Annotated in this window: 24 protein-coding genes, 1 tRNA gene and 1 pseudogene; 19 read left to right on the top strand and 7 right to left on the bottom strand. The window is 68.6% G+C overall.

Annotated features, from left to right (window positions below):
• The first annotated feature begins 565 nt into the window (after nt 1-565).
• The 3 genes from KIK09_RS19370 to cutA all read left to right on the top strand — a co-directional run bounded on the left by KIK09_RS19370 (nt 566) and on the right by cutA (nt 3,236).
• Nucleotides 566-1,156: an RNA polymerase sigma factor gene (locus KIK09_RS19370; protein WP_214320590.1), complete on the top strand. Its 591-nt coding sequence runs from the start codon at nt 566-568 to the stop codon at nt 1,154-1,156.
• A complete protein-coding gene (locus tag KIK09_RS19365) occupies nt 1,149-2,141 on the top strand; it encodes a CU044_5270 family protein (protein ID WP_214320589.1) in 993 nt (330 codons plus the stop codon). The genes KIK09_RS19370 and KIK09_RS19365 overlap by 8 nt, the downstream gene beginning before the upstream one ends.
• Before the next feature lie 765 nt (nt 2,142-2,906).
• Entirely contained in the window at nt 2,907-3,236 is a 330-nt protein-coding gene (gene cutA, locus KIK09_RS19360) for a divalent-cation tolerance protein CutA (protein ID WP_214320588.1), read from the top strand.
• Here cutA and KIK09_RS19355 read toward each other — a convergent pair.
• Entirely contained in the window at nt 3,205-4,629 is a 1,425-nt protein-coding gene (locus KIK09_RS19355) for a helix-turn-helix domain-containing protein (RefSeq protein WP_214320587.1), read from the bottom strand. The genes cutA and KIK09_RS19355 overlap by 32 nt on opposite strands.
• A gap of 181 nt (nt 4,630-4,810) precedes the next feature.
• On the opposite strand from KIK09_RS19355, the gene KIK09_RS19350 reads away from it, so the two are divergent.
• From KIK09_RS19350 to KIK09_RS60610, 10 genes and pseudogenes are all read left to right on the top strand, one after another.
• Entirely contained in the window at nt 4,811-5,146 is a 336-nt protein-coding gene (locus KIK09_RS19350) for a hypothetical protein (RefSeq protein WP_214320586.1), read from the top strand.
• Nucleotides 5,143-5,340: a hypothetical protein gene (locus KIK09_RS19345; protein WP_214320585.1), complete on the top strand. Its 198-nt coding sequence runs from the start codon at nt 5,143-5,145 to the stop codon at nt 5,338-5,340. The genes KIK09_RS19350 and KIK09_RS19345 overlap by 4 nt, the downstream gene beginning before the upstream one ends.
• 377 nt (nt 5,341-5,717) lie before the next feature.
• On the top strand, nt 5,718-6,074 hold the full coding sequence (locus KIK09_RS19340) for a hypothetical protein (protein ID WP_214320584.1): 357 nt from the start codon (nt 5,718-5,720) through the stop codon (nt 6,072-6,074).
• 3 nt (nt 6,075-6,077) lie between these two features.
• Nucleotides 6,078-6,290, top strand: a complete 213-nt coding sequence (locus KIK09_RS19335; protein ID WP_214320583.1) for a hypothetical protein — start codon at nt 6,078-6,080, stop codon at nt 6,288-6,290.
• A gap of 6 nt (nt 6,291-6,296) precedes the next feature.
• Nucleotides 6,297-6,431, top strand: coding sequence for a hypothetical protein (locus tag KIK09_RS59245; protein ID WP_275956159.1), 135 nt, complete (start codon nt 6,297-6,299; stop codon nt 6,429-6,431).
• Nucleotides 6,432-6,462: 31 nt separating this feature from the next.
• Nucleotides 6,463-6,651: a hypothetical protein gene (locus KIK09_RS19330; RefSeq protein WP_214320582.1), complete on the top strand. Its 189-nt coding sequence runs from the start codon at nt 6,463-6,465 to the stop codon at nt 6,649-6,651.
• Between the two features lie 15 nt (nt 6,652-6,666).
• Nucleotides 6,667-7,002: a hypothetical protein gene (locus KIK09_RS19325; protein WP_214320581.1), complete on the top strand. Its 336-nt coding sequence runs from the start codon at nt 6,667-6,669 to the stop codon at nt 7,000-7,002.
• A complete protein-coding gene (locus KIK09_RS19320; RefSeq protein WP_214320580.1) occupies nt 6,999-8,828 on the top strand; it encodes a cell division protein FtsK in 1,830 nt (609 codons plus the stop codon). The genes KIK09_RS19325 and KIK09_RS19320 overlap by 4 nt, the downstream gene beginning before the upstream one ends.
• Before the next feature lie 342 nt (nt 8,829-9,170).
• Complete coding sequence (locus KIK09_RS19315) at nt 9,171-9,503, top strand: helix-turn-helix domain-containing protein (RefSeq protein WP_214320579.1); 333 nt, start codon at nt 9,171-9,173, stop codon at nt 9,501-9,503.
• Nucleotides 9,500-10,504, top strand: a pseudogene (locus KIK09_RS60610) (recombinase family protein); the annotation flags it as partial. The gene KIK09_RS19315 and the pseudogene KIK09_RS60610, both read left to right, overlap by 4 nt.
• 637 nt (nt 10,505-11,141) lie before the next feature.
• Here KIK09_RS60610 and KIK09_RS19300 read toward each other — a convergent pair.
• Nucleotides 11,142-11,214 (bottom strand) — tRNA-Ala (locus tag KIK09_RS19300).
• A gap of 82 nt (nt 11,215-11,296) precedes the next feature.
• On the opposite strand from KIK09_RS19300, the gene KIK09_RS19295 reads away from it, so the two are divergent.
• Both KIK09_RS19295 and KIK09_RS19290 read left to right on the top strand, forming a co-directional pair.
• Nucleotides 11,297-12,004: a tRNA-dependent cyclodipeptide synthase gene (locus KIK09_RS19295; RefSeq protein WP_214320578.1), complete on the top strand. Its 708-nt coding sequence runs from the start codon at nt 11,297-11,299 to the stop codon at nt 12,002-12,004.
• 77 nt (nt 12,005-12,081) lie between these two features.
• Nucleotides 12,082-12,519, top strand: coding sequence for an EF-hand domain-containing protein (locus tag KIK09_RS19290; protein WP_214320577.1), 438 nt, complete (start codon nt 12,082-12,084; stop codon nt 12,517-12,519).
• Here KIK09_RS19290 and KIK09_RS19285 read toward each other — a convergent pair.
• Together KIK09_RS19285 and KIK09_RS19280 are read right to left on the bottom strand one after the other, a co-directional pair.
• Complete coding sequence (locus KIK09_RS19285) at nt 12,509-13,933, bottom strand: vWA domain-containing protein (RefSeq protein WP_250573256.1); 1,425 nt, start codon at nt 13,931-13,933, stop codon at nt 12,509-12,511. The two genes, KIK09_RS19290 and KIK09_RS19285, sit on opposite strands and share 11 nt — an antisense overlap.
• A gap of 207 nt (nt 13,934-14,140) precedes the next feature.
• Nucleotides 14,141-14,683, bottom strand: coding sequence for a TIGR03086 family metal-binding protein (locus KIK09_RS19280; protein ID WP_214320575.1), 543 nt, complete (start codon nt 14,681-14,683; stop codon nt 14,141-14,143).
• Between KIK09_RS19280 and KIK09_RS19275 the strand changes: the two genes are divergently transcribed.
• Together KIK09_RS19275 and KIK09_RS19270 are read left to right on the top strand one after the other, a co-directional pair.
• Nucleotides 14,682-14,969 (top strand): hypothetical protein, encoded by a 288-nt coding sequence (locus KIK09_RS19275; RefSeq protein WP_214320574.1) that lies wholly within the window; start codon nt 14,682-14,684, stop codon nt 14,967-14,969. The two genes, KIK09_RS19280 and KIK09_RS19275, sit on opposite strands and share 2 nt — an antisense overlap.
• Nucleotides 14,970-14,978: 9 nt before the next feature.
• A complete protein-coding gene (locus KIK09_RS19270) occupies nt 14,979-15,944 on the top strand; it encodes a helix-turn-helix domain-containing protein (protein ID WP_214320573.1) in 966 nt (321 codons plus the stop codon).
• Here the strand turns inward: KIK09_RS19270 and KIK09_RS19265 are convergent.
• A complete protein-coding gene (locus tag KIK09_RS19265; RefSeq protein WP_308164187.1) occupies nt 15,934-17,016 on the bottom strand; it encodes a methyltransferase in 1,083 nt (360 codons plus the stop codon). The two genes, KIK09_RS19270 and KIK09_RS19265, sit on opposite strands and share 11 nt — an antisense overlap.
• Nucleotides 17,013-17,339: an ArsR/SmtB family transcription factor gene (locus KIK09_RS19260; RefSeq protein WP_214320572.1), complete on the bottom strand. Its 327-nt coding sequence runs from the start codon at nt 17,337-17,339 to the stop codon at nt 17,013-17,015. The genes KIK09_RS19265 and KIK09_RS19260 overlap by 4 nt, the downstream gene beginning before the upstream one ends.
• Before the next feature lie 89 nt (nt 17,340-17,428).
• Here KIK09_RS19260 and KIK09_RS19255 point away from each other — a divergent pair, with 89 nt between their 5' ends.
• Complete coding sequence (locus tag KIK09_RS19255; RefSeq protein ID WP_214320571.1) at nt 17,429-17,827, top strand: DUF1707 SHOCT-like domain-containing protein; 399 nt, start codon at nt 17,429-17,431, stop codon at nt 17,825-17,827.
• On the opposite strand, the gene KIK09_RS19250 is transcribed toward KIK09_RS19255, so the two are convergent.
• Nucleotides 17,824-18,936 carry an epoxide hydrolase family protein gene (locus KIK09_RS19250; protein ID WP_214320570.1) on the bottom strand — a complete coding sequence of 371 codons (1,113 nt, stop codon included), beginning with the start codon at nt 18,934-18,936 and terminating at the stop codon, nt 17,824-17,826. The two genes, KIK09_RS19255 and KIK09_RS19250, sit on opposite strands and share 4 nt — an antisense overlap.
• 64 nt (nt 18,937-19,000) lie before the next feature.
• Between KIK09_RS19250 and KIK09_RS19245 the strand changes: the two genes are divergently transcribed.
• A complete protein-coding gene (locus KIK09_RS19245) occupies nt 19,001-21,589 on the top strand; it encodes an ATP-binding protein (protein ID WP_214320569.1) in 2,589 nt (862 codons plus the stop codon).
• Nucleotides 21,590-21,733: the final 144 nt, after the last annotated feature.

Below are 21,733 nucleotides of genomic sequence, written 5' to 3'. Positions count from 1 at the left end.
GGTCCCCAACCCCACCACGATGGCGGTCGTCGCAACACCCCAGCCTGGGGAGTGCGATGGAGTTCGAAATCAACTGCCGCACTGGGAAGCGGTGGCGCACGGCTTGGCGCCGAACAAGGCGAAAAAGAATGCGCGACGCCCTGGTGGAGACCATGGCCACACTGTCGGCTCAGCTTGAACGATCTTCCCCAAGGGCACCGACCTGTCGGTTCACACCCGCGAGCAGCTCGGCGCCGTCGCCGCTGAACTCAACGAAAGACACTCAACTGGCGGCTGACCCAGGCGCTGAGCTTCACATTTCAATCCAGGGCGGCCGAGTAGGACGAGTGCGGCCTGAGTGATCTTTCCGATGTGCCAAGGGGCCAGACTGCGCCCGGCACAGAGCTTGCAGGTGACGGTGCGCAGGGCGTTGGCGCGCTCGCCGATGCACGCTGCCGCACCCGGCATTCTGTGTCCGACCCGACCTGATGACGCTAAGTGACACAGATCACATCTCATAGCGTGAATTCGCGGTGGTTGTACGGGCGAAAGCCGACGAACCATTGCGCAAGGACGGGAGCACCATGTGATCGCCGAAGAATCCGGCAGGGCCGACGACGCCGAATTGATCCGGCGCTCGGAACGCGCCCCGGAGGTCTTCGCCGACCTCTTCGACCGGCACGCGCCCGCATTGCGGCGCTATGTCGCCCGGCGGCTAGGGCCTTCGCTGGCCGACGACATCGTCTCCGATGCCTTCCTGGCCGCCTTCCGGCGCCGCCACCGCTACGACGCGAGCCACCCCGACGCGCGGCCTTGGCTGTATGGCATCGCCGCCCGGCTCATCAGCCGGCATCGGCGGGTGGAGATCCGCCTCTACCGGGCGCTGGTCCGCAGCGGCGTCGATGAGATCACCGAGCCATACACCGAACGCGTCGACGACCGGGTCGCCGCCCAGCAGGCCGGGCTGGCGGCGGCACTGGCGAAGCTGTCACCCGGTGACCGGGAAGTGCTGCTACTCGTGGCCTGGGCTGAGATGTCGTATGAGGATGTGGCCCGCGCGCTGGGCATCCCGGCCGGAACCGTCGCATCCCGCCTGCACCGGGCCAGAGCCAAGACGCGCCAAGCGCTCGGCGGATCCCACCCGGTGGCTACCCAACAGGAGTCCTTCGATGGATGATGACCTGCGATCGCTGCGCGAGTGGCGCGCCGAGATCCCCGAGCCGGGCCAGGAATGGATCATCCCGCAGCGCCGGCGGCTGCTGACGCGGATCCGGGGGCGCGGGCGGACACTGGGGCGCCGCCTGCTCATGGTCGGAGCGCTGGGAGCCGCCGCCGCACTCGCCGTGATCACCCTGCGGCCCGAACCGCCTGCCCCGAACCCGGCGAACACGCCGCCGGTCGTCCAGCTCGACTCCAACGTGGTGCTCGCCCACGCCGCCGAAGTGGCGGGCAGGCGCAAAAGCGCCCAGGTGCCCCTGCCGACGCAGTGGCACTACACCAAGACCCTGGACAAGCAGCCGAACTCGGACACGGTCAGGACCCGTGAGGGATGGATGCGCTACGACGGCAAACAGAGCGCCTATTTGGGTCGCGCCCGCCTCGGTCAGGAGGAAGGCAAGCTGATCATCAGAGACGTTCCCCCAGATCCGGGTGATGACGACCTGTCGCCGCAGCAGTACGACGCCAAGCTTCGCGAGCTGCCGACCAATCCGAGGAAGCTGCTGGCCAAGGTCACAGCCGATCGTCACTGGATCGACTACCCCAACGAGGAGGGCGTCCCCAAGAGCGCAGGCCCCGACGCCGACCGCGCCTATGGGGTGATCATGCTCTACCTCAGCAGGTACGGCTCGATGCCACCACGGCTGGAGGCGAGCCTGTTCCGCGCGCTGGCGCTCATTCCCGGCGTCCACATCGAGCAGGGCGTGAGCGACGCGGCGGGTCGCAGCGGCCTGGGCATCTGGCGGGAGGGAAACGGTGACACGGCCTACCGCAGGTACGACATCCTCGACCGGGCTACCTACCGCTACCTGGGAACGCGGACGGTCTGGCTGCGCGACGAGTTCCTGCTCGGCGAGGACGAACCCACCGTTCGCAAGGGCACGGTGTGGAGCACAGCCCTGCTGTCATCGGTGATCGTCGACCGCCCCGGCCAGCGAGGCTGACGCTCACCGTGCCGACGGGATGGCAGCGAAACCAGGGCTGAGCAGCAGAAGTTCCGGTAGTAGTCGCCGAAGATCCACCTGCAGGAGGGCGTCATGTTCTCAGCGTTCTCCTACCGGAACCTCCACCAGCGATCCCCAAGATCGTCGCAACACATTCCGTGTTGCGACGATCCCTGGAAACCGCCGATCCCGCCGGGGCGCAAGCGTGTAATGAGAGGCGTCCGAGCGAAGCGAAGGCCCTGCAGGGGTCGGGGCTACGGCCCGACTAGAGGCAACGCCCCAGCCGATCGCGCAAAGCGCAAGCGCAGCCACGTGACCGATGTGGTGCAAGCGGGAGATCAAGTACGTCCGAGCGGAGCGAAGGCCCTGCAGGGGTCAGGGCTGCGACCCGACTGGAAGCAACGACTGAGCCGATCGCACGAAGCGCAAGCGCAGCCACGTAACCATGTGACGCAGGTGAAGCGCAGCCACGAGAACGATGCGGCGCAAGCGTGAAATCGAATACGCCCGAGCGAAGCGAGGCCCGTTGGCCCGACGCTGGGGGTCCGGGGGTTATCCCCCGAGGCAAAATGACGAGGAGACCATGGGGAAGCGCCAAAGGCGCGACCACAGCTCGCCGTACTCCGAGTGGACCTAATGTCTGCTTACTCGAACACGGGAGCCCAGCTTGAAGCCCTTGTGGCCGCTCTACAGGACACCGCATAGGGTATGAGAGGAAAGATCACTGCGTTGCCTTGCCAACCCGGGGCGAGTCTGGAGCAGAGCATGACAGGACGTGTCCTCGTCCTAACCGCGACCGACGATCATGAGGTCGCCGTCTCATTGGCGAGGGGCGTCGTGCAGGCGCGCCTCGCCGCGTCCGCGCAGGTCATCGGTCCCAATACATCGTTCTACTGGTGGGATGGCCGCCCCGTTGAGACGGAGGAGTGGCAAATACTCATCAAGTCCACGCAAGAGCGCTTCCCGATGCTTGAGGCGCACATCAGAACGCATCACAATTATGAACTACCGGGGATTATCGCGATTGAAATCGCTGCCGGTAGTGCGGACTATCTGACCTGGATTAGTGATGAGACCCGGCAAGCTGACGTCTAGTCATCGCAAGGTCTTCCAGATATGCCTGAACCTGTGCCTGCTTGCGCCACCGGCTCAACCCAAGACCTAGCGCCTCGAACTTAGGAAGCCAGAGGCCACGTTCGGTTTCTCGCATTGCGGCAAGCCCTTCCTTGGCCAGTTCTGCCGCATCGTTTATTGATCCCTGGGCCAGATGAGCAGACGCGATGTCCTGGAGAAGAATCACGGCTCTTTTGCGGTTGGAGTTCGGAAGTTGCGCCATTACCTGCCGCGCCACCTCCTGTGCCTCTTCTAGCTTTCCTATCCCGGCGAGAATCGCGACATGGAAGCAATCTAGCCTGTGCCGATCGATGAACCGAGTCCACACTCGATCCTCTTCCGTGTCCGCCATTTGAAATACCTCGTCCGCCTGCCCCCATGACCGCAACGCTTGTGCTCGATCGCCCAGCGCGGCACTCTCTTCCGCATGTCGGGCCGCAAGCCAGGCGGTCGTGCCAGGAGAGTCAGAGGTAGGCATGAGGTCGAGCGCATCCTTGAGAATGACTCGCGCGCGACCATGGTTGCCTTTTGTGGCGTGCATATAGCTCTTGTAACCATATGAGCAGGCGACGATTCCCATGTCATTGGCTTCACGCGCCGCGCTTTCCGCAACCGTGTAGAGATGCCTTGCGGTGCCAGAGTCGCCCATGTCGCTCGCGATCCAACCCGCTAGCACACTGCTCTCGCCCGCCATGACGATAAGTTGATTCCGAGTCTCGTTGCGCGGATCCACTGGAATTGAGTTGATCAGATTGCTCAACTCGCGCAGATGCGCGGTCAATCCCTTGAATAGGGTCGCAGCAGGTATGAGTTGTTCGAGTCGATGAAATCCGTCAGACCGAGCTTTCATTTCAAGCAGGATTGAATCATCGATCGCAGAAGGCTTGGTCATCGCAAAGGTCAATCGCTGCCACGTATCGTTCTGGGCAATTGCCGCAGCGGCACCGATCTTCGCCATCAAGTCGAGCATTTCGCGGCGTTTAATTGCTTCACCCCTCCTGCCGGTTGCTTCCGCGAGCAACTGAAGGTCATAGGTGTCAATCTCTGTTCCACGCGCATTGATCGCATGAGCGATGTCGCCATCACGCTCCTGAGCCAGACCCAGCGCGCGCCGTAGCCCGCCGGGAAGGTTCAGGCCGTCCGCGATGGCCTCGAACGTGGATGCAGCCTGTGGGATCCTTTTACCCGTTTTGTACTCGCTGAGACGCCCCTGCGCAATTCCTGTCAGCGTGGCTATCTGACCTTGGGTGACCCCGTGCTTGGCCAGGATTCGGATGATCGCTCCCACGTCGCGCCGTCCGCATGCCTGCTCGAAATCCTCACGGACGAACGCGCGTTCCAGCCGTTCGGTGATGTCTCGCTGATCAAGGGCCATACGGCACTCCGGGTGTTCAGCGGTTCAGTTGGGGAGCGTGTTTCAGTCCATCACATCGTGAGATATCGCGGTGAGATTCGCCAGATCGTTTCTGATTGGAAACCTCGCAGCAGCACATCGAGTCGGTCATGCGCTCGTGTGGCTATCCCGCGCACGACGGTTAGCTCTGGGAGGTGCACGGATGGATCCGCGCAGACAGGGACCAAAGTTCGTCCCCATCAATCCGGTCAATTCGGCCGTAGAGCTACAGCGCGAGTTGGAACAGCGCGGGATCGTCAGCGATGTGCAAGCCGGATTCGGGGTCGCTCTCGTATTGGTGTGCGTCGGCTTGATCGTCTGGACTGACGGCGACCGCTTCTGGTGGCGTTCGGCGGGGAGTACTCACCGGTCACGGCCGATCTATGCATGGCACCCGGCGACCGACGCGGAGCGCGCTGCTCGTCGCATTGAGCGTCGCTATGCAGAGTTGGTCGCGACCGATCCGCTCTCTGCGGCGACCAAGGGGGTTGTCACGTGATTCTCGTGATCCCTGGCGCGGTGGGTTGCTGGGGGCCGCAGCAACTGGATCCCGAGTACGTCTACGACGAGATCATTTGGTTCTTCGGCTCTTGGCAGCAAGCTCTCGACAATCTGGACGGGCAAGCCGTGATCGAGCGGTATCTACCGCAGGGCTTCCTCCCTCCCGAGACCGGATCCGGTGAAGCGGAGTGATCCTCTCCTGACTGTGGCGGAGAGGAGTGCCCCCCGTCCTTCGCATCACCGGATCCCACGGGTACGGCAGCGCGGTTGATCTTCCGGTTCCGGGATGACCGGAAGGGCCCACACATCCCGCGCTGCCGTACCCCCTTCTCCAAGACGCCCCCGGCAGGATCGGCCGCGTTCCCCAGAGCGCGCGTTCCCCGATCCTGCCGGGGGTCTTCGCGTTCACGGCTGTGACCTGCGGTTTATCTCGCCGCGAGATCACGCTCATCTCACAGCATGATCCAAATGATCTCACTGCAAGATCTCATCGCGTGATGGGGCGAGCCCTTCCCTCAGACCTACCTTCGCATCCGTAGGTCGCCAAGAACGGAAGGGAAGTGATCTCCATGGACAACCTCAAGCGCTCCCACCGCAGGCGTCTCGTCGCCGATCTCCGCCGCTTCGCTGAGTTCGTCGAGAGTCGCCCCGACGTTCCGGCTCCCCGGGACGTGACCATCTCGGTGCACCCGCGCTACGCGGGCGACGAGACAACGACCGAAGCAGACGCCATCGCTGCGGTTGAGCAGATCGCCGCAGCGTTGCACACGCCCCTGGACGTGCAGGACGGGCACGTCACCGCCACGCTCACGTTCGGCCTGGTCACCTTCAAGGTCGTCGTGATCACGGCGGATGCGATGGCTCGTCACCGCGCCTGGTGGTCCTACCAGGACGCCGTTCGCCCCGACACGGACGAGGCGGTGTGAGCGATGGACATCCCCCTCCTCATCGTCGCACTGGCGGTGGTTCTCGCCGCCGCAACGCTGGCGCTGTTCGTGGTCCTGGTGATCTCGATCCACCGCGACGACAACCGCCGCACGCTCGACACCGCCCCCAGCAGCGCGCAGGCCCTGACACGCAACCTGCTCGGTGCCTACGCCCACCACTGCCCGCCGTCCGCCCTCTGCCCTGGAAGGAGGTGAGGCCCAATGCGAACTCTGCCCATCGGCCCTACAGGCCAGTGCCTGTGCGGTGCCCCCGCCAAGAACGGAACCCACCGCTGCGCCAAGTGCCGCGCCCGCTGGCGCTACCACCGCCGCAAGGCCCGCCACGACGGCATCTAGCCCACGACCTGACGAAAGAAGGTGAAGCCCCGTGACCGTGACCATCCCTCTCGTGCTCGTGGTCGGCGCGGTGGTGTTCGTCGCCTGGCGCTACCTCGGTCTGCGCCTGTGGCACGCCATCGCCGCCCTGGTGTTCGGCTTCCTGCTGGCCGCCACCACCCTTGCCCCCGACATCCGCCGCGTGATCCAGGCCACCCTGACCTGGATCACCGGCCACTGAGGAAGGTGATGCCTAATGACCCACTCCCACCCATATCCCTACGCTGACCTGCAAGGAGCCGCCCACCGCAACACCACCGCCGTCGAGCTGCTGGCGGCATTCGCCAAGTCCGCCCCCGCCCTGGACGACATGTGGCGGCACCTGTTCGCCGCTCTGGCCGACACCCCCACCCTGATCAACGAGATAGACCGCCTGCGCACCGCCCTGGCCGCAGCCCGTTACCAGCGGGCCAACCTGATCGCCGCCATCCGCGCCACCCTGGCCGCCCACCACGACGGCGAACACGACCCGCTGTACTACATCCGCGACGAACTGCACGCCCAGACGCACATGGGCGGTGGTGGCCGATGAACCCCCGCCACCGCACCTCCCGCTACCAGATGCGGCGCAACGCCCGCCGCATGCGCCGCTACGGCGTCCAGCCCATCGCCTCGATCACCGATGATCTCGACTTCGCACCTGTGATCATCGTGGCCATCGGGCGTGCGCTGTGGCGCTACCGCTCCGAACTCGCCCCTCTCACTCTGGCCATGCTGTGCCTGATCGGCGGGTGGATCCTGCACCGCGCCTACTCCTCCTGGTGGCCCGCTGTCCTGACCATGACCGCCCTGGTGGCGGGGGCGCTCGCGCTGTGGGGTCGCTGGGTCAACCTCACGCGCCCCATCGAACGCGGCTACGCGGCCATCACAACGGCGTTCACCGGGGCATGGCTGGCCGCCGGCACCCTGATGGGACCGTTCAGCTGGCCACTGCCCGCTGTGCTCGGCATCGGTGGCGTGCTGCTGGCCGTGCCCTGGTGGGCCCACCGACGCCGCCGCGCCCGCGTCCGCGTCGAACGCACCCTGGCGGCCTGGCCGGACATCGCCGAATCGGTCGGGCTGGCGGGTTCACGCATCCAGTCGGCGATGGTGGACCTGTGGGGCTACCGCTTCCGGCTGGCCCTGGGGCGCGGCCAGACGGTCGAGGACGCGGTCAACCGCATCCCCAACCTGGAATCCGCGCTCGGCTCCCGACGCGGCGCGATCCGGGTTCAACCGGTGCCGACCAAGCACGCCAACCGCGCCGACGTCCGGGTGATCGAGACCGACCCCCACGCCGACGCCATCACCTGGCCAGGACCGTCCATCACCTCCATCACCCAACCCGCCAAGCTCGGACTGTTCGAAGACGGAAGCCCGGTACGCGTGTCCCTGCTGCGCCGTCACGCCCTCATCGGCGGCATCGCAGGGGCAGGCAAGTCTGGCACCGTCAACGTCCTGCTCGGCGAACTCACCGCCTGCCCCGACGCGATCATCTGGGGCGTTGACCTCAAACGCGGCATGGAACTGCAACCCTGGGCAGCCTGCCTCGACCGGCTGGCCACCACCCCCCAGGAAGCCGACGCCCTGTTCGCCGACGCCGTGGCCATCCTCGACGGACGCGCCGACCACATGGCCCAGCAAGGGCAACGCACCTGGCAACCCACCCCGGACGCACCCGCCCTGATCATCCTGGTCGACGAGTACGCCGAACTCGTCGACGAAGCCCCGGACGCGGTACGGCACGCCGACTCGATCGCCCGGCGCGGCCGCGCCGTGGCGGTGCAACTCGTGGCCGCTACCCAACGCCCCTCCCAGAAGGCCATGGGCAAGGGTGCCGTCCGCTCGCAGATGGACGTCAGGATCGCGTGCCGCGTCCGCGAACAACGCGACGTGGACCTCATCCTCGGACAAGGCATGCTCAAGGCCGGGTGGCACGCCCACCGCCTCGACGCCCCAGGCAAGTTCCTGATCTCCGCCCCCGAACACGACACCCCACGCCGCGCCCGCACCTACCTCCTCGACGACAACGGCGTACAACGAACCGCCACCCAGCACGCACCTCACCGCCCACAGCTCGACCAAGTGTCAGCTGTAGCACTGGACCGCGCAGCCGAGACGACCCCAGAGCCTCTGCCTGCCGATGTACGAACCCTCGCTCGGCATGCCCGCCCGGACGGCTCGGAGGGCGCGGACAGTGCCCTCACAGCAGCCTTGGAGGATGCACCAGACGGCGGCATCACCGTGCCCGAACTCATGCGCCAGACCGGAATGAGCCGCCCCTGGGTCTACTGGCGGCTCGGCCAACTCGACCGTGACGGGAGGGTTCGCCAAGTCAGTCGTGGCCACTGGCGCATCGAAAGCGTGGACCCTCCGTAATCGTCTAATTGTCTAACGTCTCACGCGCGTCTGCGCGTAAGGGCCCAATCAGACGATTAGACAAGCCGCTAGACAATCACAGTCTGTAATCACGTTCACGGTCGCGCAGCCGAACCCCGCGCGACCGGAGAGGAGCCGCCCTTGGCTCAATCCAAGGAGGTGGTGATGCCTGACACACATCAGAGTTCACGGCAATCAACGCAAGAGCATCGACTCCGACCTACTGGCTCAGGCGCTCGCACTGATCGCACGGGACTTAGCCGAGATCGAATCTCACACGAGTGCTACAAAATCGGAACAGTCGGCGTATGGTGGAGATCCACCCCCACCACGGAGCCTCGAATGACCGACAGCTTGGGCCGCTACCTCGAAGCCGCCCGCGTCCAAGCCGGACATAGCCTGCGCCACCTGGCCCGCACCACCGGCCTACCCCTGTCGTCCCTCTATCGCATCATCAACGACGAGGTCGAACGCCCGTCCGCCGCCAACCTCATGCAACTGGCCCGCGCACTCGACCTCAACCCGGCAGAGGTCTTCGCCCGCGCGGGCATTGAGGGACCACTTACCGACCTCGACACTCTCCTACGGACGGAATATGACCTTCCCGATCAGGCCATCGCAGACATACACGCGATTATCGCCGCCAACACCACCCCGAAGGGAGAGTGCCCATGAACACCCCCACACCGACCAAGCGCGCCGTACTGTACCTTCGTGTCTCCACACGCGGCCAGGTTGATAACGACTATGACCCCGAGGGCATCTCCATCCCCGCGCAGCGCGCCAAAGCCGAAAAGACCGCCGCCGACCTGAACGCCGAGATCGTCGAGGAATACATCGAACCAGGGCGCACCGCCAAGACCGTGAGCAATCGCCCTGCGTTTCAGCAGATGATGGCCAGGATCAAAGCCCAACACGATGTCGATTACGTCATCGTCTACGCCCGTTCGCGGATGCACCGCAATACGATCGACGCGGCGATCACCAAACGGGACCTGCGTACAGCGGGCGCTCAGATGATCTCGATCATGGACTACACCGAGGACACCGCAGTCGGCAACATGGTGGCCACAGTCCTAGACGCGGTCAACCAGTACCAATCCGAAGCATCCGGGGCGGACATCGCCTACAAGATGGGCCAGAAAGCCATGCATGGTGGCACCCTGGGCCGCGCCCCGATCGGCTACCTCAACGTGCGCGACCATTTTGAAGGACGCGAGATCCGCACCGTAGCCGTAGACCCCGAGCGCGCCCCCTTCATTTGCCTGGCCTTCGAGCTGTACGCCACCGGCACCCACGACTACGAATCCATCCGCGACACCCTCACCGACGCCGGGCTCCGCATGAAGCCCACCAAACGCCACCCCGCAGGCGCACAGATCTCCATCCACAAGATCGGCACCATGCTGCAGGACCGGTACTACCTCGGCCACATCACACACAAAGGCGTCGAATACCAGGGCCGCCACGAACCGATCATCGCCCCCGACCTGTTCAACCGCGTCCAAGAGGTGCTGTTCAACGAGCACGGGGCGGGCATCCGCGCCCGCAAGCACCACCACTACCTCAAGGGCTCGATCTGGTGCCATCGCAGCAAGCATCGCCTGGTCATCATGCCTGGCAGGAGCAAGAACGGCACCCAGTACCTGTACTACATGTGCCGTGGCCGCCAAGACCGCACCTGCGACCTCCCCTACCTCCCCATCCACGATGTGGAAGAGGCAGTAGCCCACCACTACGCCACCCTCGCCGTCCCTGCACAGCTACGCGAACGCATCACTGCACGCATGGACGCCGCCCTCGCCGACAACTCCGCAACCGGCGAAGCGCTTCGCATCGAGATCAAGAAACAGCTTGCCAAGCTCGACAGCAGGGAAGACCAGTTTCTCGACCTGATCGGCGACCCTGACTGGCCACGCGAAAAGATCGCCAAGCGCCTACGCGCCATCCGCGACGAGCGCTCCACCCTCGAAGCCAAGCTCTCCCGTAGCGAACATCCCGACCTCGACCAGGGACGCACAGCACTCACGACCGTGCTGAATCTCCTGAGCAACCCCCACGAGTTGTACGGCACCGCCAACGAGACCGCCCGACGCCTGCTCAACCAAGCGTTCTTCACGCGCCTCTACATCGACGCCGACAACGCCGACCGCACGCCCGATGTCAGCGCCGACGACCCTACAGAGCCCATCGCCCCGCTCCTGCACGTCCAACGCAGAAACGGCGGTGTCCCGAAGGACACCGCCGTTCCTCAATCTTCCGCGCTACTCGCTTCCGCCCTCGAAGAGGGGTGTTCGAGTAACACGTCTTGGGTGGAGCTATGGGGATTCGAACCCCAGACCTCCTCCATGCCATGGAGGCGCGCTACCAACTGCGCCATAGCCCCGTGATACGTGCTCAAGTCTAGCCGACCCGGGGCACCCCTCTGGCCGCTCGCGGAGGGTGGTGGCGTTGCTACTGTCCGTGGCATGGGATTGATCGAGGCGACCCCTCTGACCGCCAGGTGTGGGCGGATCTTCGAGCGGAGGGAGCACGCGCTGCTCGGGGTGTCGGCGTTGAACGGGTTCTTCAGCGTCCCGGTGCTGGCCGAGTTGCTGCGGTGGGCGGGCGCCGAGTTCGACCGGGTGGACGTGCTGGTGCCGGGCACGGAGTTGGCGGGGACGCTGGTGGCCCGGGGGTATTCGCCGCAGCGGGCGCGGAAGAAGGCCAGGGAGGAGATCAACAACACCCGTAACCGGGTGGTGCGGGCGCTGGACGGCCTGGATCTGCGTGGCGTGGGGGTGTTCAGCTGGACGGATCTGATGGGCCAGCCCGCCTACGCCCGGTTGCGGGGCGAGATGGAGCGGCTGTTCCGCGAGGATTCCGCGTTCCGCGAGCACTGCGTGACCGCGGTCGCGCCGATCGTGGACGCGCCGAGCCCGTCGGGGGAGCAGGTCGCGAGCGCCGTGCCGTTCCTGCTGGCGGAGCTTCCGCTCGTGCTCGACAGCCCGTCGATTCTGGGAACGAGATCCTCGCTGTTCTGCTATCCGAAGCCCATGCCGATGGCAAATTTGCTGTTCGCCGGAATGCTCCCGGTATTTCCCGTAGCGGGGCAAGGAATTCTGACAATCCGGTTGACAGGCATTGGGGTCGATGAACACCATGATGCGGGAATGTTTCAGCGGGGTGGGACATGAATTCTCATGCGCGCAATGCCGGAAACGCCTTCGATACCAGTGATATGGGCCACGACGGCTATCTGGATCGAGAGGACATGGCGGTCGTGGCCAGATCCGTCTGCGACCGGCTGGGAATCGTCGACCCCCACCGCGCCCGCGTTTTGAAGGCCTACGAGCAGGCCTGGCTCAACGCCGTGGCCGCCATCGGCACCGACCACTTCGGCAGGATCAGCCGCAAGGCCTACGTCCGCCACGCCACCAGGGCCCCCGACCGCCTGGAGTTCGTGGCGCGGATCGTGTGGCCGATCGGCGACGCCCTGTGGGACGCGCTCGACACCGACGGCGACGAGAAGCTGTCCAAGGCCGAGTACGCCAGGCTGTGGGCGGCCTACGACGTGGTCGGCAAGACGGCCCGCAAGGCCTTCGAGCGCCTCGACGTCAACCGCGACGGCCTGCTGGCCAAGGACGAGTTCGCCCAGGCGCTCTACGACTTCTACTACCGCGACAGCGGCGGCGTCCCGATCACGGGATAGCCTGCGCCCGCACGATCAGGTCGGCCAGCTCGCCCACCTGGGGATCCTCCGACGCGCTCGCCAGCCGCCGGGCGTGCTCGCCCAGCGTGGCCAGGTCCATCCCGTAGGCGTTCCCGTCGCGCAGCTGCAGCGCGAACGCGGCGGCCACCAGGTCCACCTGCAGCCGTACCGGCGTCGAGGCCCACATCGAGTCCGACAGCTTGCTCACCTCGATCGCGTTGCTCGCCTCGGACGGGTTGCGCGTGTCGGGGTCCTGCCAGCGCACGGTCGCCGAGGCGAGCTGCCCGCGCGCCCCTGGCTTGAGCCGTACGGAGTACAGCGCGGTGACGGAGTGCCCGGGACCGATCTCGCCCCCGTCGCGGCTGTCGTCGCGGAACTCCTCGGCCGACAGCGCCCGGTTCTCGTACCCGATGAGCTGGTAGCTCTCGACCACCGAAGGGTTGAACACCACCTGCGCCTTGGCGTCGCGCGCCCGCAGCTCGATCGTGGCGGGCAGCCGGGTGGCGAAGATCTTGTCGGCCTCCTCCTGGGTGCTGACGTAGACGGCCGCGCCGTCGCCGTGGTCGGCCAGCTGCTCCATGAGCTGATCACCGTAGTCCCGCCCGACCCCGACCGTGAGCAGTGCGATCTGCCGACCCGCGTACTCCTTGACCCGGTCCAGGATGGCCTGCCACTCGGTCTGCCCCTGGTTGGCCAGCCCGTCGGACAGCAGGATGACCCGGTTCGTGGCGGCCGGACGGAACGCCTTGGCCGCCTCCTGGTAGCCGGTGACCAGCCCTGCCTCCAGGTTCGTGCTCCCCTCGATGGCCAGCCGGCCCACCGCCGCGTGCAGGTCGGCGCTCGCGGCCAGCGGCGTCATCGACGCCAGGACCCTGGCCTCGTCGCTGAAGGACACGATGGACACCTCGTCGCCCGGCGACAGCTGCCCGATCAGCGTGTGCAGCGCCTGCTTGACCAGATCGAGCCGCCCTGGCTCCGCCATCGACCCCGACACGTCCACCACGAACGTGAGATTCGCCGGTCGCCGCGCCGCGTTCTCGGAGGCGCGCGTCTGCAGCCCCACGCGCAGGATCGCCTCGCTCCCGCTCATCCGCGCCCCGTCGACCTGCACGGTGAAGCCGTCGTCGGCCGGCTGTGGGTAGTCCTGCCTGAAGGCGTTGACGAACTCCTCGGGACGGATCTGTCCCGCCTCGGGCCTGCGCCCTTCCTTGAGCGTACGGCCGGCGTAGGCGTACGAGGCGGTGTCCACGTCCAGGGCGAACGTCGAGATCTGCGCCTGGGTCGTGTCCTGCTCGGCGTTCGTCGCCGCGGCCGAGGGCTGCGGAAGGCTGTTGTGCTGCCCCGGGGCCTTCTGCGCGGAGTCCCCGCTCGATCCGGGGCCTCCGCAGGCGGCCAGCACGATGACCGCCGTCATTCCGACAGTGATGGCTAAAGGACGAAATTTCATCGTCTTCACACCTCCATGTCGTAGGACGGTCCTCGACACGAAGAAAGCCGGGCAGGAGACTCAAGCGAGCACAAACCGCGATCAACGCGTAATGCCCAACATCGAACCGTTATTTCCGCCCCATCGTGATAAAGCGGGTTAATTACGGATTGATTCCTGGCTGGGCCCGATTCGTTATCTCCACGAGGGATCGCGGCCGATGACACCGAGCAGCCGGTGCAGCGTGGCCGCGTCCTCGGGCACCTCGACCGGGTCGCCGAACGCGCCCCGCTGCCGCCCCATGGGCGCCATCTTCTCGGTGAAGGCCAGCGAGACCGCCGCGGTCTCCTCGTCCACCTCGTAGTCCTGCCCGGTGGCCACGGCCAGGTCCCACCCGTGCGCGACCATGTCGACCAGCGCCATGTTGGCCAGCACGGGCATCGGCAGCCCCATGCCCGGGCTGACGCCCTCCCACGCCTCGGGACGCTCCCAGGCGGTCAGCATCCGCGCGGCCCGCTCGGGGAAGTCGCCGTGGTACTCCTCATCGCGCGGGATCATCTGGCCGCCGGACGCCACGGACGCGAAATTCTCGGCCGCCCACTCCAGGTGGGCGATGAGGGCCCGCACGTCGTAGCTCTCGCACGGGGTCGGCAGCGCCAGCTGCTCCTCGCTCAGGCCCCGCGTCAGCGCGCCGGTCCGCTCGGCGGCGCGCCGCATCATCGGCAGCATCTCGTTCATGCGCCCCATGATGCCGGGACGGCAGGCCGCCCCACCGGCCGCCCGCCGTACAGGGCCCGATCTTTACAGTGATCTTGTACGGCGAGCCGCCGCCCCCGCCCGCCCGCCGCACTCCGGCCGGGGGCCCGCGACCGGCACTTCCGGCGAGTCGGTGACACTTGCCCGCCGCCACGGCGCAATGTCCAGCGGGCACCACGGTCCCGGGCCGCTCGCAGGGCGCGACGTGCTGCGGGCACCACGGTCCCGGGCCGCCCGCCGTACAGAGCGCTCTCAGGCGGCCGAATAGCATGCGGGCATGCTGATGCCTGGTCGCCTGCCGTCCGTGGCGGTGCTCGCGTTCGACGGGATGGCCCCGTTCGAGCTGGGCTGCGTCGTGGAGATCTTCGGGTTGCCGCGGCCGGAGCTGGACGTGCCCTGGTACACGCTGTCGGTGTGCGCCGAGACGGCGGAACCGCTGCGCGTCGTGGGCGGCTTCACGATGCGGGCCGAGCACGGGCTGGACGTGCTGGCCGCGGCCGGCACGGTGATCGTGCCCGGGGTGGCCGACGTGCGTGACGAGGTGTCGGGCGAGCTGGTCGAGGCGCTGAGGACGGCACACGGGCGGGGCGCGCGGATCGTGTCGATCTGCTCGGGAGCGTTCGCACTGGCGGCGGCCGGGCTGCTGGACGGCCGCGAGGCGACCACCCACTGGAAGTACGCCGACCTGCTGCGCAGCCGCTACCCCGCGGTCCGGGTGACCCCGTCGGTGCTCTACGTGGACGGCGGCGACGTGCTGACCAGCGCGGGCAGCGCCGCCGGGCTCGACCTGCTGGTGCACCTGGTGCGCAGGGACCACGGCGCCAGGGTGGCCAACGCGGTGGCCAGGCGGCTGGTCATCCCGCCGCACAGGGAGGGCGGGCAGGCCCAGTTCATCGAGGCCCCGGTGCCGCCGCCCGGCGGCGACGACGGCGTGGCCAGGGCGATGGCCTGGGCGCTCGGCAACCTGGCCGAGCCGCTGACGGTCGCCCGGCTGGCGCGCGAGGCGCGCATGTCGGAGCGCTCGTTCATCCGGCACTTCAAACGCCAGACGGGCACCAGCCCGCTGCGCTGGGTGATCGCGCAGCGGGTGGCCGCCAGCCTGCCGATGCTCGAGTCGTCGCAGGCGCCGGTGGAGGAGATCGGCGCCGCGGTCGGCTTCGACAGCCCGGTGACGTTCCGCCACCACTTCACCCGCGCCATGCGCACGTCGCCGTCGGCCTACCGCCGCGCTTTCAGCGCCTGAGCCGCCACAGGGACGTGGTCTCCGCCGCGCGGGCCGCGCTCAGCGGGTCGTCCTCGTCCTCCGCACGCGGGTGGTGCGGCCTGGTGTCGAGCCGGTCGACGACCTTGAACCCGTCCGCGGCGATGGCGGCCTCCAGCTCGCCGGGGGCGCGCAGGTCCAGCTGTTCGGCCAGGTCCGACATGACGAGCCAGCCTTCGCCGCCAGGCTCCAGATGGTCGTCCAGGCCGTCCAGGAAGCCGTGCAGCATGCGGCCCTTCGGGTCGTAGACGGCCTGGTCCAGGAGGGAGACGGGTTTGGCGGGCAGCCACGGCGGGTTGCACACCACGAGGCCGGCCCTGCCCGGCGGGTAGAGGTCGGCCTGCCGTACCTCCACCTGGCCAGTCAGGTGCAGGCGGGTGAGGTTGTCGCACGCGCAGGCGATCGCGCGCGGGTCGAGGTCGGTGGCCACGACGTGCTCGACGCCGCGCCTGGCCAGGACGGCCGCCAGCACGCCCGAACCGGTGCCGAGGTCGAAGGCGGTGTCCGTGGCAGGGAGCGGGGCCTGGGCGACCAGGTCGACGTACTCGCCGCGGATGGGGGAGAAGACGCCGTAGTGCGGGTGGATGCGGTCGCCGAGCGCGGGCACCTCGACGCCGCGGCGGCGCCACTCGTGCGCCCCGATCACGCCGAGCAGCTCGCGCAGCGGCCCGACCGCGGGACCCTGGCCGGCATAGGCCTCCGCGCAGGCCTGCCGCACGTCGGGAGCCCTGCGCAGCGGGATGAGGTTGCCCGCCTCGAAGGGGATCAGCAGCATGCCGAGAGTGTGAGCGCGCTGCGCCTGGGCCTGGCGGTGGCGGTGGAAGCCCGAGCCGGGCGGGGCGTGCTTGCAGCGGTGGCCCATGGCGGCCAGCAACTGGCGGGCGTTGTTGAAGTCGCCGCGCCAGAGCAGGGCGGTGCCTTCGCAGGCCAGACGGTAGGCGGTGGCGGCGGGCATCCGGTCGTCGGCGACGACCACGTCCTTCGGCGGTGGGGCGCCGAGGGCCGAGCGCCAGGGCGCTTCGTGCTGCCGTCCTGCCTCCGTCCACCGGATCACTGTCTCGAACGCCTCCCCCTGGCGATCTCCGTGCCCAGCGCGTCAAGGCGCTGCCGCCAGAACCCCCGGTAGCGATCAAGCCACTCGTCCGCTTCCTTGAGCGGCTCGGGGTTGGCGGCGTAGACCCGCTTGGTGCCCTCCGCCCGCACGGTGGCGAACCCGCTCTCGCGCAGCACCCGCAGGTGCTGCGACACCCCCGGCTGCGAGATGCCGAACTCCTCCTGGACCACGGCGCCGATCTGCCCTGCGGACAGCTCGCCGTCGGCCAGCAGCTCCAGGATCCGGCGCCGCACCGGATCCCCGAGGATGTCGAACGCGTGCATGACCCAAGCCTATATAAGTTGCCGGTGAATTATGAGCTTCCACCCGTGGGTGGATCCATCAAGCCGGATGAAGAGGTTGAATCGGATACGTGGAGGACTTTCAAGACAACGGGCTGCGGGCATCGGACGAGGACCGGGAGAAGGTCGCCGAGGCCCTGCGCGAGAACTACGCGCAGGGCAGGCTGACCCTGGAGGAGTTCGACGAGCGGTCCACCTCGGCCTACGCCGCGAAGACGCTCGGCGACCTGCGCGCGCTCACCAACGACCTGCCCGTGCCCGCCGTCCGCCCGCAGCCCGTGCCCGAGGCGCCCCCGCCGCCGCCGCGCAACCCCAACCAGCAGATGTGGTGGGTGCCGATCGTGGCGCTGGCGGTCGTGGGCGTCGCGGTGGTGTCGCTGACCTCGGGTCACGTGCACATCTGGCCGCTGTGGATCTTCGTCTTCCTGGTCTTCCGCGGCTTCGGCCGTGGCCGCCACAACCGGCCCTAGCCGTAGAACGCGCGGATGTCGTCGGCCACGAGGTCGGGCGCCTCGAGCGCGAGGTAGGCGCCGCCCCGCTCGAGCTCGGTCCAGCGGACGATGTTCGCGGCCCGCTCGGCGAAGCGGCGGATCGTGACGTCCCCCGGCGAGAGCAGCACGGCGGTGGGCACCGTCCCGCGCGGCTTGGGCGCGTACGCCCCCGGGTCGTGGCCGACGTCGTAGTACAGGTGCGCGGTCGAGGCACCTGCCCGGTTGAACCACTGCCCGCTGACGTCGGTCAGGATGCGGTCGCGCGAGAAGGCGTCCTCCGGCAGCTCGGCGGACTCGTCGGTCCACTCCTTGAACTTCTCCACGATCCACGCCAGCTGTCCCACGGGGGAGTCGGTCAGCGCGTAGGCCAGGGTCTGCGGCCTGGTCGACATGATCTGGTTGAAGCCCATCCCGTCCTGCAGGAAGCGCTGCATGGCCGCCAGCCGCCGCTGCTCGTCCTCGGTGAGCAGGGCCATCTCCGCCGGATCCTGCGAGGGGAAGACCACCCAGGCGTTGACGTGGATGCCGGCCAGCCGTTCCGGCACCTGCCGGACGAGCTCGAGTGACAGGTTCGCGCCGCCTCCGCCGCCGGCCGTGCCGTACCTGTCGTAGCCGAGCCTGGACATCAGCTCGGCGAAGGCGGCGGCGGTCCTGGGCACGTCCCAGCCGGGGCCGCTGAGCGGGGTGGAGAAGCCGACGCCCGGGTTGGTCGGCACCACGAGGTGGAAGTCGCGCGACAGCGGCTCGAGGAGGTCCAGCGCCCAGATGACGCCTCCGGGGTTGTCAGGCAGGAGCAGCAGCGGCAGCGCGCCGGGCCTGGCCGAGCGGATGTGCGTGAAGTGCACGATCTGGCCGTCGATCTCGGTGATGAACTGCGGGTGGGCGTTGAGCTCGGCCTCGGCGGCCCGCCAGTCGAAGTCGTTGAGCCAGTAGTCGGCCAGGCCTCTGAGGTAGTCCAGCGGCACGCCCCTGCTCCAGCCCTGCCCGGGGATCTCGCTCGGCCACCGGGTACGGCGCAGCCGTTCGTGCAGGTCGTCGAGGTCGGCCTGGGGGACGTCGATGCGGAATGGCTTGATTTCGGTGCTCATGGCCATGAGGCTAGGGAGGCCTCCACAAGGGGGCATGAGTCATCGGATAGGTAGTTCTCTGAGTATGTTGCTGGGCCGCGCACGTGAGCAGGGCGTGCTCGAGGAACTGCTGGCAGGGGCCGCCAAGGGCGTCAGCGGCGCGTGCGTGCTGCTCGGCGACCCCGGAATCGGCAAGACGGCGCTGCTCGACCACGCGGCGCGGGCCGCGGGCGATGCCAGGGTCATCAGAGGCATCGGGGTCGAGGCGGAGGCGGAGCTGCCGTTCGCGGCCGTCCATCTGCTGCTCGGCTCCGAGCTCGACCGGCTGGACCGGCTTCCCGCACCGCAGGCGGCGGCGCTGCGCGGGGCGCTGGGGCTGGCCGCGGCGGGTCCCGGCGACCGGTTCCTGGTCGGGCTCGCCCTGCTGTCGCTGCTGGCGGACCTGGCCGAGGACGGGCCGCTGGTCTGCCTGATCGACGACGCGCACTGGCTCGACCACGCCTCGGCGGAGGCGCTGCTGTTCGCCGCGCGGCGGCTGGACGCCGAGGGCGTGGCGCTGGTCCTCGCCTCCCGGCCCGGCTTCGACCCGCAGGGCCTGCCGGTGCTGCGGCTGGCCGGGTTGACCAAGGAGGCCGCGGCGGAGCTGCTCGACGTGCGTGATCCCGGGCTGCGGCGGCGGATCCTGGACGAGGCGCGCGGCAACCCGCTGGCGCTCATCGAACTGCCCAAGTCGCTGGCCGGCGGGCCCGACGTGCCGCTGACGGACCGGCTGCGGGCCGCCTTCGAGCAGCAGGCGGACGGCCTGTCCGCGGGCGGGCGCGCGTTCCTGCAGGTCGCGGCGGCCGAGAGCACCGGCGAGCTGGGCGTGCTGCTGGCCGTCGCCGAGCCGTTCGGCGCCACGCTCGCCGACGTCGAGGCCGCTCAGGAGATCGGGCTCGTCCGGGTGGCCGGGCGGCGGGTGGAGTTCCGGCATCCGCTGGTGCGCGCCGCCGTGTCGCAGGGAACACCGCTGGGCAGGCGGCTGGCCGTACATGAAGCCCTGGCGCGGGTGGTGGACGGCGAACGGCGCGTGTGGCATCTGGCCGCGGCCGCGATCCGGCCCGACGAACGGCTGGCGGGGGAGCTGGAGCGGACGGCGGCGAGCGCCTCGGCCCGCGCCGGATACGCCTCCGCGGCCGCCGCCTACGAGCGGGCGGCCGAGCTGAGCGTGGACGCGGCCGCGCGGGCGCGGCGGCTGACGCTGGCCGCCGAGGCCCTGGAGTTCGGCGGGCGGTTCGACCGGGCCAGAGACGTCGCCGCAGGCACGCGGGAGGCCGACGCGGAGCTGACCTCTCGCCTCATCCGGGTCCGCGCCTGCTCCGACTACGGGCAGGGCTCGCTGCCCGACGCGCACGCGCTGCTCACGCTCGGCATCGACCACATCGCCGCGACCGACCCCCGGAACGCGGCCTGGCTGCTGCTCGACGCCACCTCGCTGGTCTGGTTCAACGGCGACAGGGAGATGGCCCGGCGCACCGCCCGCCGGCTGGATGCCCTGCGGCTGCCCGCAGACGACGAGGCCGTCCCGGTGCTCCAGCTGTGCCGCTGGTTCGCCGGGCTGGCCTTGCGCACGCCGGTCGACGCGCTGCCGCCGCTGCCCGAAGTGGTGACGGCCGCCCGCGCGCTCGCCGGGCCCGACCGGCGGGGGTTGCTGCTGATCGGCGGGCTCGGGCTGGCCGAGCACGACGCCGCGACCCACGAGCTGGCCGCGCGGACCACCGTCACGCTGCGCGCGGAGGGCCGCGTCGGGGTGCTGCCGCAGGCGCTGACGTACCTGGCGGCCGTCCAGCTCAGCCTCGGCAGGCCCGCCGACGCGCACGCCCACGCCACGGAGGCCGCGCGCATCGCCGCCGACACCCACCAGCCCGAATGGGAACGACAGGCCGGGGCGCTGCTGGCCAGGATCGCCGCGATCCGCGGCGAGGAGGTCGACCCCGCCGACACCGAGGCCCGCGCGCTGCTCGACCTCGGCCAGGGCAGGGCCGAGAGCGCGCTGCTCGGCCTGGAGAGCCTCGTGTACGGCAGGGCCAGCAGCATCCCCGCCATGCGCTGCGTCCCCTACCTGGTCGAGGCCGCGGTCCGCGGCGGCCGGGCCGCCCGCGCGGCCGAACCGTTCGCCCGGTTCGCGAGCTGGGCCGACCTCCTCGGCCAGCGCTGGGCGCTCGCGCTCGCCTCACGCTGCCGCGCGCTGCTCGACGAGGGCCCCACCGCCGAGGACCACTTCACGGCCGCGCTCGTCACGCACGACAGGCCGCTGGACCGGGCGCACACCGCCCTGCTCTACGGCGAATGGCTGCGCAGGGCCCGCAGGAAGTCCGACGCCAGGACGCGGCTGGTCTCCGCGCTGGAGGACTTCGAACGGCTCGGCGCCACGCCGTGGGCCGAACGGGCCCGCGCCGAACTCGACGCCACCGGCTGGACGGCGCCCAGGAACACCGGGGTGGACCGCTTCGCGCGGCTCACGCCGCAGGAGCGGCAGATCGTCCAGCTCGCGGCGCAGGGCCTGACCAACCGCGACATCGCGGCCCACCTGTTCCTGAGCCCCCGCACCGTCGGCCAGCACCTCTACAAGGCCTACCCGAAACTGGGCGTCACCTCCCGCACCCAACTCACGGAACTCTCCCTCAACTCCTGACCCCTCCGCTTCCCCGGAAGAACCGAACCCCAACCCCGTCCTGGCCCCAACCCCGCGGCGCCCGGCGCCCGTGTACGGCGAGCAAGGGTGGGCCCGTGCGGTGATCAGCTCGGAAAGGGCGGTGTCTGCGTGACGAAGCGCCGT

This window comes from Nonomuraea sediminis, from assembly GCF_018531495.1.
In the GTDB taxonomy this organism is placed as follows: domain Bacteria; phylum Actinomycetota; class Actinomycetes; order Streptosporangiales; family Streptosporangiaceae; genus Nonomuraea; species Nonomuraea sediminis.
The sequence above is the reverse complement of the archived record's forward strand: the minus strand, read 5'-3'. Positions and strand labels throughout refer to the sequence as shown.

Excerpts from the sequence above, each read along its gene's own strand:
- KIK09_RS19365 (WP_214320589.1), top strand. The coding sequence starts at position 1,149 with ATGGATGATGACCTGCGATCGCTGCGCGAGTGGCGCGCCGAGATCCCC.
- cutA (WP_214320588.1), top strand. The coding sequence starts at position 2,907 with ATGACAGGACGTGTCCTCGTCCTAACCGCGACCGACGATCATGAGGTC.
- KIK09_RS19355 (WP_214320587.1), bottom strand. The coding sequence starts at position 4,629 with ATGGCCCTTGATCAGCGAGACATCACCGAACGGCTGGAACGCGCGTTC.
- KIK09_RS19350 (WP_214320586.1), top strand. The coding sequence starts at position 4,811 with ATGGATCCGCGCAGACAGGGACCAAAGTTCGTCCCCATCAATCCGGTC.
- KIK09_RS19340 (WP_214320584.1), top strand. The coding sequence starts at position 5,718 with ATGGACAACCTCAAGCGCTCCCACCGCAGGCGTCTCGTCGCCGATCTC.
- KIK09_RS19335 (WP_214320583.1), top strand. The coding sequence starts at position 6,078 with ATGGACATCCCCCTCCTCATCGTCGCACTGGCGGTGGTTCTCGCCGCC.
- KIK09_RS59245 (WP_275956159.1), top strand. The coding sequence starts at position 6,297 with ATGCGAACTCTGCCCATCGGCCCTACAGGCCAGTGCCTGTGCGGTGCC.
- KIK09_RS19325 (WP_214320581.1), top strand. The coding sequence starts at position 6,667 with ATGACCCACTCCCACCCATATCCCTACGCTGACCTGCAAGGAGCCGCC.
- KIK09_RS19320 (WP_214320580.1), top strand. The coding sequence starts at position 6,999 with ATGAACCCCCGCCACCGCACCTCCCGCTACCAGATGCGGCGCAACGCC.
- KIK09_RS19315 (WP_214320579.1), top strand. The coding sequence starts at position 9,171 with ATGACCGACAGCTTGGGCCGCTACCTCGAAGCCGCCCGCGTCCAAGCC.
- KIK09_RS19295 (WP_214320578.1), top strand. The coding sequence starts at position 11,297 with ATGGGATTGATCGAGGCGACCCCTCTGACCGCCAGGTGTGGGCGGATC.
- KIK09_RS19290 (WP_214320577.1), top strand. The coding sequence starts at position 12,082 with ATGGCGGTCGTGGCCAGATCCGTCTGCGACCGGCTGGGAATCGTCGAC.
- KIK09_RS19285 (WP_250573256.1), bottom strand. The coding sequence starts at position 13,933 with ATGACGGCGGTCATCGTGCTGGCCGCCTGCGGAGGCCCCGGATCGAGC.
- KIK09_RS19275 (WP_214320574.1), top strand. The coding sequence starts at position 14,682 with ATGCGCCCCATGATGCCGGGACGGCAGGCCGCCCCACCGGCCGCCCGC.
- KIK09_RS19280 (WP_214320575.1), bottom strand. The coding sequence starts at position 14,683 with ATGAACGAGATGCTGCCGATGATGCGGCGCGCCGCCGAGCGGACCGGC.
- KIK09_RS19270 (WP_214320573.1), top strand. The coding sequence starts at position 14,979 with ATGCTGATGCCTGGTCGCCTGCCGTCCGTGGCGGTGCTCGCGTTCGAC.
- KIK09_RS19260 (WP_214320572.1), bottom strand. The coding sequence starts at position 17,339 with ATGCACGCGTTCGACATCCTCGGGGATCCGGTGCGGCGCCGGATCCTG.
- KIK09_RS19250 (WP_214320570.1), bottom strand. The coding sequence starts at position 18,936 with ATGAGCACCGAAATCAAGCCATTCCGCATCGACGTCCCCCAGGCCGAC.
- KIK09_RS19245 (WP_214320569.1), top strand. The coding sequence starts at position 19,001 with ATGTTGCTGGGCCGCGCACGTGAGCAGGGCGTGCTCGAGGAACTGCTG.